The 20,866-nt window shown below is 45.8% G+C and carries 15 protein-coding genes; 10 read left to right on the forward strand and 5 right to left on the reverse strand.

Annotated elements, in window-relative coordinates; all coding sequences use genetic code 11:
• Positions 1 to 158: 158 nt before the first annotated feature.
• Positions 159 to 1,649: an ADP-ribosylglycohydrolase family protein gene (locus tag E7588_05645; GenBank protein ID MBE6688743.1), complete on the reverse strand. Its 1,491-nt coding sequence runs from the start codon at positions 1,647 to 1,649 to the stop codon at positions 159 to 161.
• A 99-nt stretch (positions 1,650 to 1,748) separates the two neighbouring features.
• Here E7588_05645 and E7588_05650 point away from each other — a divergent pair, with 99 nt between their 5' ends.
• Positions 1,749 to 2,582 carry an AraC family transcriptional regulator gene (locus tag E7588_05650; GenBank protein MBE6688744.1) on the forward strand — a complete coding sequence of 278 codons (834 nt, stop codon included), beginning with the start codon at positions 1,749 to 1,751 and terminating at the stop codon, positions 2,580 to 2,582.
• A 302-nt stretch (positions 2,583 to 2,884) separates the two neighbouring features.
• Here E7588_05650 and E7588_05655 read toward each other — a convergent pair whose 3' ends face one another.
• Positions 2,885 to 6,481: an S-layer homology domain-containing protein gene (locus E7588_05655; protein MBE6688745.1), complete on the reverse strand. Its 3,597-nt coding sequence runs from the start codon at positions 6,479 to 6,481 to the stop codon at positions 2,885 to 2,887.
• 188 nt (positions 6,482 to 6,669) lie between these two features.
• Here E7588_05655 and E7588_05660 point away from each other — a divergent pair, with 188 nt between their 5' ends.
• From E7588_05660 to mnmG, 4 genes are all read left to right on the forward strand, one after another.
• Positions 6,670 to 7,464, forward strand: coding sequence for a ZIP family metal transporter (locus E7588_05660; protein MBE6688746.1), 795 nt, complete (start codon positions 6,670 to 6,672; stop codon positions 7,462 to 7,464).
• A 128-nt stretch (positions 7,465 to 7,592) separates the two neighbouring features.
• Complete coding sequence (gene htpG, locus E7588_05665) at positions 7,593 to 9,440, forward strand: molecular chaperone HtpG (GenBank protein MBE6688747.1); 1,848 nt, start codon at positions 7,593 to 7,595, stop codon at positions 9,438 to 9,440.
• Complete coding sequence (mnmE, locus tag E7588_05670; protein MBE6688748.1) at positions 9,437 to 10,795, forward strand: tRNA uridine-5-carboxymethylaminomethyl(34) synthesis GTPase MnmE; 1,359 nt, start codon at positions 9,437 to 9,439, stop codon at positions 10,793 to 10,795. Before htpG ends, mnmE begins: the two co-directional genes overlap by 4 nt.
• A 33-nt stretch (positions 10,796 to 10,828) precedes the next feature.
• Complete coding sequence (mnmG, locus tag E7588_05675; GenBank protein ID MBE6688749.1) at positions 10,829 to 12,700, forward strand: tRNA uridine-5-carboxymethylaminomethyl(34) synthesis enzyme MnmG; 1,872 nt, start codon at positions 10,829 to 10,831, stop codon at positions 12,698 to 12,700.
• On the opposite strand, the gene E7588_05680 is transcribed toward mnmG, so the two are convergent.
• Positions 12,687 to 13,238, reverse strand: a complete 552-nt coding sequence (locus E7588_05680; GenBank protein MBE6688750.1) for a hypothetical protein — start codon at positions 13,236 to 13,238, stop codon at positions 12,687 to 12,689. The genes mnmG and E7588_05680 overlap by 14 nt on opposite strands.
• A 148-nt stretch (positions 13,239 to 13,386) precedes the next feature.
• Here E7588_05680 and trkA point away from each other — a divergent pair, with 148 nt between their 5' ends.
• Both trkA and E7588_05690 read left to right on the forward strand, forming a co-directional pair.
• A complete protein-coding gene (gene trkA, locus E7588_05685; GenBank protein MBE6688751.1) occupies positions 13,387 to 14,745 on the forward strand; it encodes a Trk system potassium transporter TrkA in 1,359 nt (452 codons plus the stop codon).
• A gap of 11 nt (positions 14,746 to 14,756) precedes the next feature.
• Positions 14,757 to 16,202, forward strand: a complete 1,446-nt coding sequence (locus E7588_05690) for a TrkH family potassium uptake protein (GenBank protein ID MBE6688752.1) — start codon at positions 14,757 to 14,759, stop codon at positions 16,200 to 16,202.
• 56 nt (positions 16,203 to 16,258) lie between these two features.
• On the opposite strand, the gene E7588_05695 is transcribed toward E7588_05690, so the two are convergent.
• The gene (locus tag E7588_05695) at positions 16,259 to 16,804 is read right to left on the reverse strand and encodes a hypothetical protein (GenBank protein MBE6688753.1); all 546 of its coding nucleotides are present in this window, start codon (positions 16,802 to 16,804) and stop codon (positions 16,259 to 16,261) included.
• 6 nt (positions 16,805 to 16,810) lie between these two features.
• On the reverse strand, positions 16,811 to 18,595 hold the full coding sequence (locus E7588_05700; GenBank protein MBE6688754.1) for a hypothetical protein: 1,785 nt from the start codon (positions 18,593 to 18,595) through the stop codon (positions 16,811 to 16,813).
• A 381-nt stretch (positions 18,596 to 18,976) separates the two neighbouring features.
• Here E7588_05700 and E7588_05705 point away from each other — a divergent pair, with 381 nt between their 5' ends.
• From E7588_05705 to E7588_05715, 3 genes are read left to right on the forward strand one after another with little or no spacing between them, the layout of a single operon-like run.
• A complete protein-coding gene (locus E7588_05705; GenBank protein ID MBE6688755.1) occupies positions 18,977 to 19,444 on the forward strand; it encodes a hypothetical protein in 468 nt (155 codons plus the stop codon).
• Positions 19,445 to 19,468: 24 nt separating this feature from the next.
• Positions 19,469 to 20,074, forward strand: coding sequence for a hypothetical protein (locus E7588_05710; GenBank protein ID MBE6688756.1), 606 nt, complete (start codon positions 19,469 to 19,471; stop codon positions 20,072 to 20,074).
• 11 nt (positions 20,075 to 20,085) lie between these two features.
• Complete coding sequence (locus tag E7588_05715) at positions 20,086 to 20,859, forward strand: inositol monophosphatase (protein ID MBE6688757.1); 774 nt, start codon at positions 20,086 to 20,088, stop codon at positions 20,857 to 20,859.
• The last annotated feature ends 7 nt before the right edge of the window (positions 20,860 to 20,866 follow it).

Here is a 20,866-nt window from a genome sequence, read left to right on the forward strand (position 1 = left end):
CGCCTACATTATACACCATTTTGAAAAAAAGTCAATATACTATATTATTCACAGTGAGCATACTTCAAAATGTATAGTAGCTATTCACATTTTCAAAAAAACAGGCTGATGAAAATCATCAGCCTGCCAAAACCAATCATTATTTATATTTATGTATCTCAGCCAATAAAAATTACAGGTATCATAACGGGATATGGAAGCGTGAGCGAGGTTACCTCAACGTACACGCGGTTGGTAACATCGATTCTTTCGCCTGCACGTACCGTAAATTCAACGGATGCCTTTCCATAAATACCGTGGCCGCGCTGTATGTAGTCCAGCGCAAGGGTCTTCTGACAGTAGCCTGCTTCCCAGGTTTCGGGCAGAATAAGGCGCAGTTGAAGCTTTCTGGATTCATATACCGTGTCACGGCAGGTGAAAGTAAGCTTAACCTTTCTTTCTTCACCGGGGGTTACTCTGGGCGTCTTATCCAATTCAACCATAACATCAAAGGGACGGTTGTCGGTTATATCGTAGGAATAAGGCGAACGATTAAGGAAGTCCGAGCTGTGAAGGCGGTTATTTGCCTCAAAATCCTCGTCAGACACTTCGTCAACACCGTCTATAAAGCCGAAGGAAACTCTGTTGGCTCTCATTACCGCGGGCACAAGCGCCGCAACTCTGTCCTTAAGATTTGTACAGGTTTTTGCGATTCTGTGACTGTACATTCCGTTGATAAATGCTGTGACAATATTGTCACCCACAAACTCTTTCCACTCCTCGGGAATGGATTGAGTTCCTCCAACTATTCCCATTATGGAACCGACGGTTGCACCTGTGCAGTCGCTATCATCGCCGCAGTTAATCGCATAAAGAACGGAGTTTCTGAAATCGCCCTCGCCGTACAGAAGACCTATGGCAACAAAGCCCAGATTTCCGGGTGCCTGGAACCAGCCCAGATCCTTGTTGAATTCAACAACCTTTTCTCTTGTCTGGCTGTACTCAATGCCTTTATCGTAGCATTCCATAACCAGACGAACGGTCTGAGCAACTCTGCAATCCTCGGGTATCTTTTTGAGTCCGTATTCTATAAGCTTTCTTATATTGCTTTCCACATAAGCGGCACTTTCTATTGTAGCGGTAAATATTTCCGCATATGTACCCTCGTTGAGACCGTGGTCCACCATAGCATCCATAACAGCATATTTTACAGCCGTATCCACAACACCGGGACACAGAGAAGCCCAGATTTCACTGCGTATCCACGCTCCGTTAGAGGTCTTCCATTTGTCGTTGTCTATCTCACCGCTCATAGGAGGCAAAAGTCCGATACGGAGATTGCTTTTGGCAATGCCGTATTCATTGCAGTGGGGAGGAATCCAGTCCATCCAGTATTCTGCAAGTGTTTTTGTGCTGAAATAAGCAGGAGTTACATCTTCGATTGCGGCAAGCCATACAAGCTGCAGATCCAAATCGTCATTGGGGTAATTCTGTCCTTTTGGTGTGGCAAAATCGGTGATATTCTGAAATGTTCTCTTTCCCTCGTAGGGCGCACCCAAAGTTCCGCCGATATTTTTTCCCAACCAGCAGGCATGAAGCTTGTCAAGATATTTCTGTCTGTTCAATTTTATCATTATTTTTACCTCCGTATTTAGGTTTTGCACTTGCATTATATCACAAATTCTGATATAATAATAGTATAATCAAGGCTAAAATAGGTAAAATCGAATCACGAGGAGCTGATTGATACGTATCCCGAAAAACCCGAGGTGCAGAAAGGAAAGCATTACTGGTATGACGAGGACTGCTTCAAAGGCGGCGGATTTCATTATATCAACACCTATCTGCACAAAAACTATGATTTCAGAATGCATTCCCATCAGTTCTATGAAATGAATATAATCGCGGGCGGCACCGGCAGGCATTATATAAATGAAACCTATGTTGAAGCAAAGGCAGGGGATGTTTTCATTATACCGCCCGGCACCTCCCACGGGTATTACAGTGACAAGAAAATAGACATATACCACATACTTATAAAATCCGATTTTATAAAGCACTATAAAGAGGAGCTGACAAGTATGCGCGAATTCGGTATTTTGTTTGATGTTGAGCCGACAGTGCGCTCAGTTTCCTCCAAAAAATGCAACCTTACACTGACATACGACGAACTGAATGTAGTAAAACTCCAGCTTTCCGCAATCCTTGCGGCAGAAAAAGAGGAAAGTTATGTGTATCAAAATGTCCTTTCACTCGCTTTTATCTGCGGATTATGCGATGTTATGCGCAAAAAAATAACAGGTCAGAACTGCCATGGTGAGGGCTTTGAGCGTATTATAAGCGTAACCGAATATATCAAAAACAATCTGGACAGAGATTTGTCACTTGAGAACATTTCAAGAAATTCCAATCTTTCCAAAGCCACACTCAACCGCCTTTTCAGAGAATATCTGAATGTATCGCCCATGAAATATGTTATTGACTGCAGAAGTGCAAAGGCATACGAGCTGATTGCCGAAAACCGGCACACCAAAAGCGAAATCTCGCAAATGTGCGGATTTTATGACCTTTCGCATATGAATAAATACATCAAACAGCTTTAAAAAAACTAAGGAGCATCCTTGCGGATGCTCCTTTCAGACTGTCGAGAAAGTCGTGATACCGCGACGGAAAAATATATTTAAAAAAGACGAAAATAAATCAAAGAACAAATTAACAGCAGGTGATACATCGAATATCACCTGCTGTTTTTCGCTTTTTGCCGCTTCAAGCCTTATCGTACCTTTGTACGCCGACAGGCTTAAATCGGCAAAATATCCCTGTCTTTTCGAAAGTCTTACAGTGTGTCGATAGGTTTATCGACACACTGTAAGGAGCATCCTTGCGGATGCTCCTTTTTTGATTTTTATTCTATTGTTACAAATACGCCCTGACCGTTTTCGAGAGTCATGCTGAACACACCGTCAGTTGCGGTAAGTGCAACAGGCTCGCCCTTAACATAAGCGGTTGCGGTGGTGTAACCGTTAAGAGTGAAGGTGAAGTCAGCGGTTTTGTTCCAGGTAGGATCGTTCATGTTAACAACGGTAAATGCCTTGCCGTTTGTGCCATCCTTCTTTTCGAAGCAGCCTACAAGCAGAGGACTTGTGGACTGAACGTTGATTGCGGGGAATTCAATTGCGCCGGACATTTCCAGATAAGGAGTCTTTTCGGTGCAGTTGAGGTTGAATGCGCCCAGATTCTTGTACTGGCAGTAAACATCGGAAAGCTTCTTAACTTCCATGATGGTAGGCTGTGCGGCATAGTAGATATGAGTGGGAGTACCGTCTCTGTTAACCATACCGTATTCCTTGTAGCCCATACCGTCTACCCAATAATGCCAGTATACAAAGCCCTTACAACCGAAGGACAGCATGGAATATACCTGCCAACGGAAATCTGCTTCGGAAGGCTCACGCTTGGAAGCATTCCAGCCTACTGCCTGGATGTATGCCACAAAGTCCTTATTGTAGTCACGTGCCGCACGTGCGAAGATGTTGATGCTTTCAATATACTCAACATATGTGGGCTTGTTCTTATCGGAGTTGAGAGGATAAATATCAACAGACATTATCTTTGCATCGGAAAGGCTTGCCCAGGTAGCTACATGCTTGTAGTAAAGGTCGGGGTCGCCGTCGAAATATTCGATAGCTGCCGCACCTGCGCCCATCTTGAGCTGAGCTGCATTTGCGTACATAGGAAGCAGGTTTACATGGGGATGACGTCCGGTCTTTTCAAGGTAACCGTTCGCGATTTCAGCAAGAGCAGGCATTCTGTCTGTGCCGGGCTCGTCTTCAACATATGTACCGGTGTAGCTGGGGTGGAGGTAGTATTCCGCGTCGCTGGAGTAGTCGCTGAGAATAGCCTTATCATCAAGGTAAACTTCGATACCGTTTGCATCTGCGAAGTTGAGTATCTTGTTACGTACATCACCGCTTGAGTTGGAGGGAGTTACAACCAACCAGTCAAGACCCAGCTCTGCAACATATCTCAGATATTCGTCATCAACCTGATTGGGGTCGAAGTTAGCCTTTGTACCAACCTTAATACGGTCGCGCTTGAAGTAATCGGGAGAGTAAGCAGTGCTGATGTTAACACCCAGCATAGCCTTGATGAGACGTGTCATAACAGTTGCGGTTTCGCCTCTGGTGAGAAGTCCGGCAGGGTCAAAGGTATTGCCGGGCTTACCGTTTATAATACCATATGCACGTGCATTTTCAACAGCCGCCTTTTCAGCATCGGTAAGAGCCGCGGTATCTGCAAATGCGGGGTAGGTGTTCTTAATCATGCTGTAATCGCAATCATTGAGATAGTTGTTGATGAACTTAGCCATCTCAAGACGGGTGATGGAGTCCTCGGGACGGAATGCCGCCGCGTCGGTTACATCTGCATAGCCCTTTTCGATGGACCACTTGATGTAGGGGTCGTAGTACATACCTGTTGTGGTGCCGTCAGCTCCGCAAAGTCTGCCGAGTACGGTTACGAACATACCACGGGTCATGGAGTCATCGGGGCTGAATTCTGTTTCACTGGTTCCGCCGAACAGCTTGCGCGCGGAGGTGTAATCGATATAATCCTTTGCCCAGTGGTTGGGAGTATCTACATATTCCTTGCCGCTGGTACCCAGGTAGTATTCTGCAGCATGATTGGGAGAGAAGGTGATAAAGCCCTTGCCGTTTACATCCGAAAGAGTAACTATCTTCTCGGTTCCGTCTGCATCCTTGTACATTACAACATTACCGGTTGCAGTAGAATCTTTTACAAGGTAGTCTTCTTTGACGTAGCCTTCGGAAAGAGTTCCGCCGGGTACATAAGATACCTGTGATTTTTCACGGAAGGTGCTCATGCTGTCATAGTCTGCGGCAACCTGAACGGAAGCAAGGTAATCTCTTGCCGCCTGTTCGCTTTCAAAGAAGCCGATAGCCGCGATGTACATACCGCACTCGGTAGTACTGGGGTTAACGGGGTCAAAACGCATAGTTTCAATAAGGCCGTTCCATGCTCCCTCAGTCTTTTCAATAATACGGGCATCAAGAACAACATCATGCCACTTGCCGTCGTTTATGGTAGAGAACAGGAAGTCCGCCTTGGAGGTAAAATCGGGATATTCGCTGTTGGTCCAGAACAAAGCCGCGCCCTGATTCTTTGCAACAGATCTGTACTTAAGAGCGAAGTAAGGATACTTCATAGCATGGAACTTTTTGTCGCCGGTCTTAACGGTCATCATGACGTCAGTACTGGTAGCCTGAACAAAGTACATGCCTGCTTCGAGGTGGGAAGCGCCTCCGCTTACAAACCACGCTTGGCGGTCTTCTTCATTTGCAAAGTTCCAGTAAGCATCAACATCTTTAGCATTTTTGAGCGAATCTTCGGGCACGCCTACACCTTCTTCGAGCCACGCCTGTGCTTCTTCAGCGGTTTTAAAGAAGCCCATGCGTGAAATTTCTATAGTAGTATTTTCGTTACTTGCGTTGATGGGGTCAAGACGTATGCTGTTAATGGTGCCTGCCCAGGTATCAGCATATTTTTCTTTTTCGCGCAGGTCGATGATGGTAATTCCCCATTCGCCGTCTTTATTGGCAACACCGAAAAGTGCATCGGCATCCGAGGTAAACTTGGGGAATGTTTCATTGGTCCAGAAAATAGCTGCCTGATTGCTGTCAGCCTTTATCCTTGCCTTCATACCGAAGAAAGGATATTCAGCGGCGCTGAAGGGCTCTGCAATGGTGGTATTGATACGTACGTCACCGGAGGTGGACTGAATGAAAAATGTACCTTCTTCGCCGACGGAGCTCTTACCACCGTTGGTAGTCCACATAGCCTGTGTGGTAGAGTTTGTCATATCAAATGTAATTGCCTTGACATTTGCAAGGTCAACATTACCGATATCCGGCACAACAATTTCTTCTTTTACCGGCTCTGCGTTAGCACCCTTTTCAAGGTATGCGGTTGCATCAGCTTCACTCTTAAAGAAGCCCATACGGGAAATAATAACAGTAGTATCCGTATCGCTTCCGTTGATCGGGTCTAAACGGAGAGAGGTGATATTTTCTGCCCAGCTTCCGTCATACTTTTCGACCTCACGAAGGTCAACAACGGTAATTGCCCAGGTTTCATCGATTATAAGGTCGAACAAAGCGTCAGCCTTATCGGTAAATCCGGGGTATGTAGTATTTGTCCAGAAGAGAGCCATCTGGGGCTTGGTTGCCTTTGCCTTGTACTTCATACCAAAGTACGGATATTCAGCAGCGGCAAATTCCTTGTCTGCGAGTGTGGTCTTAATCTGCATGTCATTGTTGGTGGACTGCAGAAGATATGCTCCGCCGTCGGTAACGGCATAGCAACCGCCGGTAGACCACATGGCATTGTCTGCGGTAGTCATATCCCAGACAATTCCGTCGTCTGCAAAAGCGGTCATGGTGAAAGCAACCAAAACGATTGCCAACATCAAAAATAACTTTTTCATATTCTCCTCCTTAAGAGTATAATTTGGTATCTACATTATACACAATTTTTTAAAAAAGTCAATATACCAGTTTATGTATACTACCATACATTAAAATATATGGCGGTCGTACAGACGTTCGCAGACGGTGTGCCGCACAGCGCACCGAATACGGCATATAATGTTGACTAAGGAGGTTATATATAATAATGAACAATATTGTTTTAACAGCACTTGTGGCAACCTGCGGGACATGGTTTGTTACAGCGCTGGGCGCGGCAACCGTTATTTTCTGCAAAAAACCGCGTTACGGGCTTATGAATTTAATGCTGGGCTTTGCTTCCGGTGTAATGATAGCCGCATCCTTCTGGTCACTGTTACAGCCCGCCATTGAGCTTGCACGCAGGTCGGGAGAAATCCCGCCCTATCTTGTGGCGGCATCGGGATTTGTGTGCGGTGCGGTATTTATGTGGATTTCCGACAAAACCGTCACCTTCGCCGCCAAGCGAGCAAATGCGCAGCCCTCGGAGGGGTTCAACCGCATAGTAATGCTCATTCTTTCCATAACTTTACATAACATTCCGGAAGGTCTTGCGGTGGGTGTGGCATTCGGTGCTTTGCAAAGCGGTACATACACAACAGAAGAGCTAATGGGTGCAATAAGCGTTGCGGTAGGCATAGGGCTTCAGAACTTTCCGGAGGGTGCGGCGGTTTCGCTCCCGTTACGCAGAGAGGGCTACTCGCGGCGCAAATGTTTCTTCATGGGGCAGGCATCCGGTATGGTGGAGCCATTCGCGGGTGTTACGGGTGCTCTTCTTGTGGTGCACATGCAGGCAATTCTGCCTTTTGCTCTTTCCTTTGCGGCAGGTGCCATGATATTGGTGGCAGTTCATGAATTGATTCCCGAGTGTCAGAAAAACCGCAAAGCGCACCCGTATTTTGCCACTATGGGCATAGTAAGCGGTTTTACGGTGATGATGGTACTGGATGTAATGCTGGGATGATTTAAAAATTCGTTCGATTTAAGTTTTTCATAATAAACATTAATAAAATGTTCAAGAATAGTTGGTATAATATAGTATTAATGCTATTATTATATTACTATATCTTTTGAACAGAAAGGAAGCTTGAAATGGACAACAAATTTGAAAAAGGCGGAATTTCGGTACAAACCGAACATATATTTCCCATAATCAAAAGATGGCTTTATTCCGACAAGGAAATTTTTCTGCGTGAGCTGGTTTCCAATGCCAGTGACGCAATTACAAAATACCGCAGACTGGTTTCTCTCAATGAGGCAACAGACGACGGTGCTTCCCCTCGCATAGATGTTATCATCGACAAAGATAACAAAACCCTTACCGTTAAGGACAACGGTATCGGTATGTCCTCGGATGAAATCAAAAAGTACATCAACCAGATAGCTCTTTCGGGCGCACTTGAATTCATACAGAAATATGACGACGAAAAGAACGAGTCCGGCATCATCGGTCACTTCGGTCTGGGCTTTTATTCCGCTTTCATGGTGGCCGACACTGTGGATATAAAGACAAAATCCTTTGTGGAATCCGAAAAAGCGGCATTCTGGACCTGCAACGAAGCAGGTGAGTTCAGCATGGGAGAAGGCGATAAGGCCGAACGCGGTACAGAGGTTATCCTGCATGTAAATGACGACGAAAAGGATTTTCTCGACACTGCAAAATTGCGCTCCATTCTGGACAAATACTGCTCCTTTATGCCCATTGAAATCTATTTCACAGAGGTTGGCAAAGAGCCCGAAAAGAACGAGGACGGAACCGAAAAGCCCCTCTCCCCCATCAACGACACACAACCTCTTTGGCAAAAATCTCCCTCGGAATGCAAGGATGAGGACTACAAGGATTTTTACAAAAAGCTGTTCAATGACTACCGCGAACCGCTGTTCCAGGTGCACATAAACGCAGATTATCCCCTCAACTTCAAGGGTATAATCTACTTCCCCCGTCTTATGCACGAGTATGAAAACTTAGAGGGGCAGATAAAGCTTTACTATAACCAGGTATTCGTTGCGGACAATATAAAGGAAGTAATTCCCGAGTATCTCATGATGCTCAAGGGTGTTCTGGACTGTCCCGAGTTGCCTCTCAACGTTTCCAGAAGCTACCTGCAGAATAACGGATATGTCTCCAAAATATCCGCTCACATCATAAAGAAAATTGCCGACAAGCTAAACTCCCTGTTCAACACGGAGCGCGAGAACTATGAAAGCTTCTGGGATGACATAAAGCCCTTTATTGAATACGGCTGTATGCGTGACAAAAAATTCTTCGACCGCGTAAAGGACATTATCCTTTTCAAGACCACCGATGGCAAATATGTTACACGTGCGGAGTATGCCGAAGGCAAAATCAAAGACAAAATCTATTATGCTACCGACGCTGTTCAGCAGAACAGATATATCGAGCTTCTCAAGAGTCAGGACATTACCGTTGTTATGCTCAATGCCATGATAGACCAGCAGTTTATTTCTTTCCTGGAAAAGGAAGCGGAAATGAAGTTCGTGCGTGTTGACTCCGACATGGACGACGCTCTCAAGAGCGAAAACGACGTTACCGAAAACGAAATTCTGAAGGATTTCTTCAAAGAAGCTCTTGATAAAAAGGATATGGAAGTCAAGTGCGAAATGCTCAAGGATGAAAATATCCCTGCGGTAATTCTGCTTTCAGAACAGCAAAGACGTTTTGCGGATATGATGAAGATGTATTCCAGAAACGACATCGGCATGCCTCCCATGCCAACCGATGAAAAGCTTGTCATCAACATGGCAAGCTCGCTTATAAAGAAAGTTGAGAGCATGATTGCCTCTGCCGACGGCAAGGAAAAGGCGGCTAAAATAGCAAAGCAGATATACATGCTTGCCGTAATATCCCAGCGCTCGCTGACAGTTGAGGAAATGAACGACTTCATCAGCAGCTCTCAGGATATACTTCTCAATTCATGAGTACCGTCGCCGCAATATCCACCCCCTACGGAAAGGGCGGTGTAGCCGTTATACGCATTTCGGGCGAGGATGCTTTCGGTGTGGCTGACAGATGCTTCAAGCCGAATTACAGACAGTCCGTTATGGATTTTCCCTCCCGTCATGCGGTGTACGGCGGTGTAATAAAGGACGGCGTTGTTATCGATCACGGCGTACTTACACGCTTTTCCTCACCCAATTCATTTACAGGTGAGGACATGGTGGAAATATCCTGCCACGGCGGTGTACAGATAACTGCAATGGTGCTGGAGGCGGCGCTGTGCTCAGGCGCCGTCATGGCACAGGCGGGCGAATTTACCAAACGCGCCTTTTTGAACGGTAAACTTACTCTTACGCAAGCGGAAGCCGTTGCGGAGCTTCTTGATGCAGGCAGTGAGGCGGCGGCGCTTCTTTCTCACAGCCAGCTTTCGGGAAAGCTCAGCAAAAAGCTGGATGAAATACACGACAATCTGGTGCGCGTGGTATCCACTCTCTATGCCTCCATCGACTACCCCGAGGAGGACCTTGAGGATATGGACGACTGTCAGCTTGAAAAAGAAGTAACCGAAATTCTCCGACTGACGGATATTCTCAAGGCCTCTTACAAAACGGGAAAAGCCGTTACGGGCGGTGTGGATACTGCAATTGTGGGAAAACCCAATGCAGGAAAGTCCTCATTGTTCAACGCACTTGCAGGTGAAAGCAGAGCCATTGTCACCGATATTCCCGGTACTACACGCGATGTTATCGATATTCGTGTAAACGTGGGAAACATACTTCTCAATCTGCACGACACTGCAGGAATACGTGACAATACTGACGACGCGGTGGAAAAAATCGGTGTGGGGCTGTCCTTGGAGCTTATGGAAAAGAGTGAGCTTATACTGGCGGTTTTCGACGGTTCAAAGCCACTGAGTGAGGACGACCTATACATTATTGATTCACTCAAAAACTCAAGCAAGCAGGTTATTGCCGTTATAAACAAAAATGACACCGATACATTTTCGGTGCCGGACATTCCATTTGACAATGTGTGTATCAGTGCCAAAAGCAGCGACGGTCTGAATGAGCTTTACGAAAAAATAACCCTGCTTTATGACAGTCAGCGCATCAACCCCTCCGACGGCGGTCTTATAACCAATGCCCGTCAGTATGCCGACATCTGCAAGACCCGCGAAAAGGTTGCGGATGCTCTTGACAATCTTAAAAACGGCATGAAGGATATGTGCGGAATGCTACTTGAAAGTGCGCTTGCAGAGCTTGGCGAGCTGGATGGCAGAAGCGTCAGCCGTGAAATAGTAGACAGCATTTTTTCACGCTTCTGCGTGGGAAAATAGACGTTATAAAATTTACCGATTACGGAGTAATTTATGGAACTTAATTGCGATATAGCCGTTGTGGGCGGAGGGCATGCCGGTATCGAAGCTTCTCTTGCCGCGGCGAGAATGGGGCTTAAAACCATACTTTTCACGCTCAATCTGGACGCAGTGGGAAACATGCCCTGCAACCCTTCCATCGGCGGAACGGGAAAGGGACATCTTGTTTACGAAATAGATGCCCTGGGCGGTCAGATGGGACGCACGGCAGATGAGGTTTGTCTGCAAAGCCGCATGCTCAATCTGGGAAAGGGCGTGGCGGTGCATTCACTGCGTATGCAGGCAGACCGCAGACGCTATCAGATTTTGATGAAAAAAACCATCGAAAACACACAAAACCTTTCGCTCATTCAAGCCGAGGTAACAGCCATCTCCAAAACAGAAAACGGATTTGACGTCACCACACGTTACGGTGCGGTTTTCAATGCGAAAGCTGTCATAATCTGTGCGGGAACATATCTGTGCGGACGTGTAATTGTGGGAGATGTGTCTTTTTCGTCAGGCCCCGACAACATGCATCCCGCAAACTATCTCACCGACAGCCTTAAAGCGCTGGGCATAGATATTCTTCGCTTCAAAACGGGCACTCCCGCACGCATACACCGCGACACAATTGATTACTCGGTGCTTGAAGAACAGTGCGGAGACGAAAATCCATACAGCTTTTCCTATTACACCGACCGGGAAGAATTCACCTCGCGAAATCAGAAAAAGTGCTATATTGCTTACACGAATGCCGAAACTCACAGAATAATAAAGGAAAACCTCCACCGCTCGCCTCTTTATTCGGGCAATATACGCGGTGTAGGACCGCGATACTGTCCCAGTATTGAGGATAAAGTAGTGAGATTTTCCGACAAGGAGCGCCATCAGCTGTTTTTAGAGCCAATGGGTGAGGATACAGCCGAAATATACGTCCAGGGGCTTAGCTCTTCTCTGCCCGAGGACGTACAGCGTGACCTTCTTCACTCCATAAAAGGTCTTGAAAATGCACTTATAATGCGTACAGCTTACGCCATCGAATACGACTGTATCGACCCTACCCAGCTTAAGCCCACACTGGAATTCAAAAATGTCCCGGGGCTTTACGGGGCAGGTCAGTTCAACGGCACATCGGGCTACGAGGAAGCCGCCGCACAGGGACTTGTGGCGGGCATCAATGCGGCACTTAAGCTTAAAGGTGGCGAGCCCATGATACTCACCCGCGATTCCTCTTACATCGGCACACTTATTGACGACCTTGTAACAAAGGGCACAAATGAGCCTTACCGCATTATGACCTCACGCTGTGAATACCGTCTTGTGCTCCGTCAGGATAACGCCGACAGACGTCTTATGGGGTACGGCATGAAGGCAGGACTGCTGGGTGAAAAATACATTGCGGACAAAACCGCACTGTTTGATGCCATTGACAGCGAAATAGCCCGTGCAGAAAAAGCGGTCATACCCCCCTCAGACACGGTGAACAGAATACTTGCCGAGGCGGGCTCCTGTGAAATATCAACAGGTATGAAGCTTGCCGAGCTTTTACGGCGCCCCGAGCTTGATTACAGTATTCTTGCTCCTGCGGATGTCACGCGTCCCGACTACGGCAAGGACAGCGAACAGGTATTCCGACGCGCTCAGATAGAGCTGAAATATGCAGGCTACATCAAAAAGCAATATCTTGAAATTGAGTCCTTCAAAAAGCTGGAGCAAAAGCGACTGCCCGAAAATTTCGACTATTCCGCCATAAAGGGAATACGTCTGGAAGCGGCTCAGAAGCTTAACAAGATTAAGCCCGAAAGCATCGGTCAGGCTTCACGTATTTCGGGCATATCACCTGCGGATATTTCGGTACTGCTGATATACTTCAATATGAAGTAAGGCATTTTGCGATTTTACCCACAATATCCATAATTTTGAATTTAACCTTATACGTCATGGGCGCTTCGGTGTCCATGACAGTTATTTTTTGCTTTTCAACCGACGGCTTCAGACAATAGGTCGGGTATATTATGCACCACCAGTTCTTACCCTCCGCCTTGCCCAGATTCACTCTCAGCGAATGATATTTTCCCGCAGGAAGGTGTACACTGCCGTAATTTCTTGCGGGATAATATTCCTTATCGAAATCAATACTTACACCGTATTCTTTTTGTGCATTACGGGCAGTTTCAAGTATAATCGGTATATTATTACGTATTATCTCACGGGCACTCTGTATATCGGTACAGTCTTTAAGTAAAATATTGCTGACTGCTATAATCTCGTCCCGGACCTTAAGCTTTAAATCCTGGTCATAGTCGCTGTCGGAATTAGCCACAACGTGTATTCGTATAACATTATCGTATAATTCAAAGTCCTCACTTCCCGGCAGAAATGACGCAATGCCCAGTGCCGTCAAAAAGGATATAAGTATCATTAAGTATCTGTTTTTTGTTATGCAATGTATCAATTCAATTCACCTCAAAATAATTATTGACACAAAGCCAAAAAAGTATTATAATAATTACACAATTCTTGAATATACTCTCACACCATATCAATATATAAAACCATAAGGAAAAAATATGAAAATAATTATCTTCGGATGCGGTAAAATCGGCTCCATTATTATTGAAAGCCTGGCGGGCGAAGGCCACGATATTGTGGCGATAGATAGGTCCGCGCAAGCAGTGGAAGAGGTTACGAACACATACGACGTTATTGGTCTGTGCGGAAACGGTGTTGACTCCGACACCATGCAGGAGGCAGGCATAGATGAATGCGACCTTTTTGTTGCGGTAACAGGCTCGGACGAATTAAATATGCTGGGATGCTTTATGGCACGCAAAATGGGTGCGAAGTATACCATTGCGCGTATACGCAACCCCGAGTACAACGACGAAAGCCTCGGGCTTTTCAAGCAGCATCTTGACCTCACCGTCGCTCTCAACCCCGACCGCTCCATCGCTCACGAAATATTCAAGGTTCTCAGATTTCCCTCTGCCGTAAAGGTAGACACCTTTTCCCAGCGAAATCTGGAAATTGTGGAGCTTATAGTAAAAGCAGACTCTCCGTTTGCAGGCATGACGCTGGCACAGCTTCGTAAATCACATTCCGAGAAATTTCTGGTGTGCAATGTTATGCGTGACAGCGAAATATATATACCCGACGGTAATTTTGAAATCCGCGTAGGCGACAGAATAGGACTTACTGCCTCTCACAGCGAGGTGCTCAAGCTCCTGAAGAATCTGGGAATGCCCCAAAAGCAGCCCACAAGCGTAATGCTGTTGGGTGCAAGCCGAATTTCCTATTACCTTGCCAAAATGCTTCTGTCAGCAGGCATTTCCGTCAAGATTATCGAGCGTGATGCGGCAAGGTGTGCCGAATTCTCCAATGCTCTGCCCGGCGCTGTAATGATAGCCGGTGACGGCATGCAACAGGACGTGCTTCTTGAAGAGGGAATTTCCTCGGTAGACGCCTTTGTGGCACTGACCGGAACGGATGAAGAAAATATTCTCAGTTCATTTTTTGCTGTATGGCAGCATGTTCCGACGGTTATCGCAAAGGTTAACCGCCCCGAGCTTGCTACCACTGCCGAAATGCTGGGACTGGAGTGTATAGTTTCCCCTAAAACCACCGTAGGAAACATACTTTCGAGATATGTGCGTGCGCTGCACAACTCCATGGGAAGCAATGTTGAAACACTTTACAAGCTGTACGACGGACGTGCGGAGCTTTTGGAATTCAATGTCGCACCTGATTTTGATTACGTCAATATTCCGCTTCGTGACATGACCCTCAAGCCGAACATCCTTATTGCAGGTATTGTACGCGGAAGAAAGCCAATTATCCCCTCAGGTGATGACGTTATCCTTTCGGGCGACAGAGTTATAATCATGGCAGCAGGTCATCAGCTTAACGACCTCAGCGACATTGTGCACTGAAAGGAGCCTAAATGAATAAAAAACTTGTTTTCAGTGTTGTAGGGCGATTGATGGAGTTTATGGCGCTGGCACTCATGCTCCCCATGGCCGTATCCCTTATTTACCGCGAAAAAGTCTTTATTTATTTTATAATAACCGCCGTAATATCTTTTTCATCAGGACTTATACTCTGCTTTTTAACACGCAACCACAGCAGTATGATGTACGCCAAAGAGGGCTTTATTATAGTAACGCTGGCGTGGGTATTCGCGTCAGTCATCGGCGCTATCCCCTTTTTTATAAGCGGTGAGATACCCAATTTTGCCGATGCACTTTTTGAAACCGTCAGTGGATTTACAACCACCGGTGCTTCAATTCTGACGGATGTGGAAAGGCTGAGCCACGGCATGCTGTTCTGGCGAAGCTTTACACACTGGATAGGCGGCATGGGTGTTCTGGTATTTATTCTTGCCTTTATTTCGGGCATTTCAGACCGCTCGATTCATATTCTGCGTGCCGAAATGCCGGGGCCTATTGTAGGTAAATTGATGCCGCGTGCGAAAGACACCTCTAAAATTCTGTATATTATGTATATAGTAATTACACTGGTACAGATTGCGTTGCTTCTGGCAGGCGGAATGCCTCTGTTTGACAGTGTCATTCACGCTTTCGGTACGGCAGGCACAGGCGGTTTCGGAATAAAAGCTGACAGTATTGCAGGATACTCTCCATATCTGCAATGGGTCATAGGTGCTTTCATGCTGATATTCGGCATAAACTTCAACCTTTACTATCTTGCTACCATCAAGCGCTTCCGCTCCATACTCAAAAGTACGGAGTTGTGGGTATATATCGGAATAGTGGCAGTTTCGGTGCTTCTTATCACAACAAATCTTTACGGTACTTACGGCAGTTTTTCCGATACATTGCGCAATGCTTTTTTTCAGGTATCTTCCATAATCACAACTACGGGCTATGCCACCGCGGACTTTAATCTTTGGCCATCGTTTTCAAAAGCCGTTCTGATTCTTCTCATGATTACAGGAGCATGTGCCGGATCTACCGCAGGCGGACTAAAAATATCCCGTATAGTAATAATCTTCAGAATGATAGGCAGAGAATTCCGACGTATGATTCATCCACGTTCCGTATACGCCGTACGCTTTGAGGGCAAGGATGTGGACGAGCAGGTTCAGCGCAGTGTAACAACATATTTTGCAATCTATATAATCTGTATTTTCGCGGTGTTTCTCATGCTGTCCTTCGAGCCTTTTGATTTTGAAACAAACTTCACCGCTTCCATCGCCTGCTTCAACAACGTAGGTCCGGGTCTTGCAATGGTAGGGCCTATGGGAAGCTATGCGGGCTATTCAACAATATCAAAGCTTATTCTCTCCCTGGCGATGCTTCTGGGTAGACTTGAAATATTCCCCATACTCATTGCCATGTTCCCGTCCAGCTGGACAAACAGAAGATAATAAAAAAATCTGTAAAATCTCAAAATGAGATTTTACAGATTTTTATTTTTACCAAATTATTCTTTGAAAGTAAAGCTTGAAAGAATTTCGTTCACGTTCTGCAAATGAGTATCAAACAGCTGAGTACGTGCAGCATAGGTTATTGTGTGGACAATGCCGTCCTTGAGTACAAACACCTGCATGTATTTATAGTCTAATCCGCCGATGGATACTTCGTATATATACTGTTTTGCATCACATCCGCCAACCTTTATATCGGCAGGTTCTCCGAAATCGGTTTCTCCGAACACGGTGTTCCACTGGGAAGCAAAGCTTTCGGGGAGACCCGAAATATAATCATCCAGTGTTGCAAAATCGCCCAGGCTAAAGGATGAAACAGACACATTTGAGGGATCGTTTGCCGAAACATACAGGCACGCCATTCCATCGTTCATCTGGGTCTGCCAGGTGTCGGGATAGTAGAACTTATATTCAACCGCATTGTTGGTGAATTCCAGCTTGCCCACGGGATGTCCGCCCATGGTTTGCTTAGTGCAGGCGGTAAACGCCAGCACACTTGCAAGGCAAAAAACAGCCAAAAGAAATGCAATAAATCTTTTCATATTATTTTATTCTCCTTTAGGCACAAGGTAGTCCAGAGGATTTCGTGATGTACCGTCCCCCATGCGAACCTCAAAGTGAATGTGGTTACCGGTGGAATCACCCGTAGAGCCTACCTCTCCGATAATTGTTCCCTGAGCCACAATGTCGCCCACAGAAACGTAAATGTCATTCATGTGCGCATAAAATGTCTCTTTTCCGTCGGGATGACGAATGATTACCATTTTTCCGTAACCGTTATGGTAATTTCCCGCCTTTTCAACAACACCGCTTGCCGCAGCAAGAATAGGTGTTCCGCGCGGTGCACGCATATCAATTCCGTTATGATATTCCATGTAGGAATGATCTCTGAGACGCCAACCGTAAGGCTCATCAACATTGCCGTCGATAGGCCATACCATAAGTTTTTCTATATCATCAGGTGCGCTTTCGGGAACAGGCTTGAGACCTTTTACAATAATCTTATCAACGGTTGCCTTCACAACCTCTTCCCCCACAACAGTGCGGGATTCCTCCTTGCCGTTTACGTAAACCACCTTTTCGGTAATACGTTTTGTACCGTTTTTACCCTGTTGCTTTACGTATTTGGAGGTTGTGTACATATTAGAGTTGTATTCGTACACGGTGGTGAATTCCTCTTCCACCGTTTTTTCTTCATATATCTCGGTTTTGTAGCTGATTTCCAGTATCTTTTCGTCTTCAATGGCATATGCATTCGAAAAGTCCACCGAATCATTACTTACCGGAGCGGGGATATTTCGTATGACAACAGGAGCAGTTTCCACATTGCCCGAGCCCGGAACAGGCTGTGCGGACAGAACCATATTTTCAGGTCCTCTGCCCAGCATTTCCTTAAGCTCATCGCTGCTTTTAATGGCATCCTGGGGATAGTCCTGACGCAAAATCTGTATTCCGTTGGCTATCTCACTTCCATCGCCCGTAATCTCGTTGAGAACAGTCTGTATCTCCTGCTTATCTTCAAGCGGAGCGACAAAGGTTCCGTCGATGTAAAGACCGTAAGCTGTGGTGTAATCCTTTTTAGCCTCTGCCATAATATCGGCATAAAGCACCGTTCCCGAAACATAATTCGGATCAGCTGTTTTGGAGGCGGAATAGGTGATATTATTTGAAAGCTTCACCGCAACACCCGTGCTCTCGGAAAGGTTATCCTCCACGGCGCGAAGTACATCTTCCATCATTTTTTTGCTTTCGACGGTACCCATATCCTTTCCGTCGTAAAAAACATTCAGCACCACCCGCTCGGAGGTAGCATTGAAGATATACACACCCACAACCAGTGCCATTACAGCGGGAAATATGTAACAGGCACGGCGTCTGAGACTGTCGGCGATGTTGATAAATTTTATAAAGCTGTTTTCGCTGTCAGCGCGTCTTTTAAGGCGTGCCGCCTTAAAGCGCGAAGGCAAGGAATGAAGCTTGGGAATAAAATTGAGTACTTTAAGCATAACCGCCCAACCCGTACTTTTACAACTGTTTTCGCTGTATCCGCAGGGATGGCTGACTACATCGCCGTAACGCTTTTTCATCTTTGACGAGGTATGGCGGTCCTTTTCGGAAACGTACATGTAAAGAGCATTGAAAAAACTGTCGCCTACCCCAAGTCCTGAAGAGCAAAAGCACAGAAAAAGACTTACAAATCCGGGCGAATAGCTTTCGGATGAAAGGGTGTAGTACGCAGCATTTTTATAGCGCTCTTTATTTTTGAACTTATTCATCAGGGATTTAACACGCCCAATGAGGGTAACCCTGTTTTCGCGGTTTTGTTGCCGCATGAAGTCACTCCTTTTTTTAATCGTGACGGCTTTTGTTTTTTTCCGCAAAAAGCCATGAACGCAAAATGCGCCCAATCATTCACAATATTCAATCATTCTGATAAAGGGGTAAAAAACTCACTTTGGCTATTATATCCTAAAATCGGTTAAATTGCAACCCTTTTAGGTCAGGTTTTTATGTATATACTGCATAAAAACCGCGATTTTAACGTTATATTATAATTGAGTTCACAATTTTGTTAATTTATTATTATATTTTTATTTCTATTCGATGAATTATGCTTACGTTGAAAAACCTTTGTAAAATTTGCGTGTGCCACTTGAAATTACATCCAAGTGGGTGTATAATAGTACGTGAAATAACGTATTGGAGACTATTATATGCAGAATTTTGATATATCCGTTCACCAGACACGCATCCGCGGAGTTTTTTTTCATGCTGACGGTATAAGCAATGAAACGGCACTGAAAGCCATAACCTATTATGCGCTTGAGCTTATTTCCATTGGATTGTCGCCTGCCGAGCTGTGTACAAGCGGAAAGCTTATTTCCTACAAAATAAATCTTAAATACGGCATTGAAAATACAGATATGTACGTGCGTATTGACGATGTTACCACCAACCGCCCACTTATCGCTGCGCCCTCCAAAGAAGCGGTGTCGGATAAAACCGAAGCATGTGATGCTGAAGAATGGGTGTGCATCTGCGGAAAAACCAATACCACCAATTTCTGCACATTTTGCGGAACGCGCCGCGAACCGCTTGAAACCGGCTATTGCGGTGAATGCGGACGCAGAATACATAAAGGAGACAATTTCTGCGCACACTGCGGAGCAAGAGTAAATTAACTATTACCGAAAGGACTACATAAAATGAAACAGTATCTTATTAAATCAATGGACAAAAAGGATTTTTCCAAGGCAAACACCGCCGAAATATGCAACTTCCAGTGGATGGATAACGGCTATGAGCCAAAAACTCAGGCATGGGTAGTATTTGTAGCAGGAGAAGGCTTCCATGTACGTCTGAGAAGCTACGAAAAGAACCCCAAGGCAACCTATAAAAACTATATGGATCATGTATGCGAAGATGCCTGCATGGAATTCTTCTTCAACTTCAAGCCCGAAAACGGCGATACATATATAAACTTCGAGGCAAACCCCCTCGGAACTCTCAACAGCAGTGTTGGTGAAGGACGCCACGGTCGCCGTCCCGTAAAGGAATGGTGGGGCACTCTTCCCGAAATAACCGCCACTGTTGAAGAGGATTACTGGCAGCTTGAATACTGTCTTGACCTGGAAAGACTTGAAAAGGTGTTCGGAAAAATCAACACCGAAAAGGGTGCAAAATACCGCGGAAACTTCTACAAATGCGGTGACGAAACGGATTTTGAGCATTATGGCATATGGAATCCCGTAAACAGAGAAAAACCGGATTACCATTGCCCCGACCAGTTCGGTGAACTGGTTATGGATTGACGGAGGAAAAAATGTACTCTAAAATCACTTCTCTAATGGAAGAATGCGGAGAAATTGTACTGTCGGCACGTGACATTACGGGCGGAATCATAAAGAAACCCGGTGATGCCAATTATGTCACAAACTACGACATAAAGGTACAGCAGTTGCTTATTGAGCAATTAAAGGAATTGCTTCCCGAGGCACAGTTTATTGCCGAGGAAGGTGAAGACCCGCAAAGTACGGCACAAAAACTGGAATCGGGCTACACTTTTATAATCGACCCCATCGACGGCACCACAAACTTTATAAAGGGCTTTGACCACAGCGGTATTTCCATTGCTTTATGTTACCACTCCGAAGCTATTTTCGGCGCTGTGTACAATCCCTACACGCGTCAGATGTACACTGCCAAACGCGGTTGCGGAGCATATATCAACGGCAAGCGCATTACGGTGCATAACGGCGGTATTGCAGACGGTATCGTATCCTTCGGTACGACTCCCTATCACCGTGAACGTACTGCCGAAACCATGCGTATGCTTGAAAAATTTCTCACTGTCTCCATGGACATCCGCCGTACCGGAAGCGCGGCGCTGGACTTATGCGATGTGGCTTGTCAGCGAAGCAATTTGTTTTTCGAATTAGAGCTTCAACCCTGGGATTACGCGGCAGGCTCGCTTATAATAACCGAGGCGGGCGGTGTGGTTACCACTCTTCAGAATACCGCGCTTCGCTTCGACCGACCTTGCTCTGTGCTTGCGGGAACTCCCAAGGCACACAGAGAAGCTTTGGCGATGTTTTAATGATATT

The organism is Oscillospiraceae bacterium, from assembly GCA_015065085.1.
GTDB lineage: Bacteria > Bacillota > Clostridia > Oscillospirales > SIG627 > SIG627.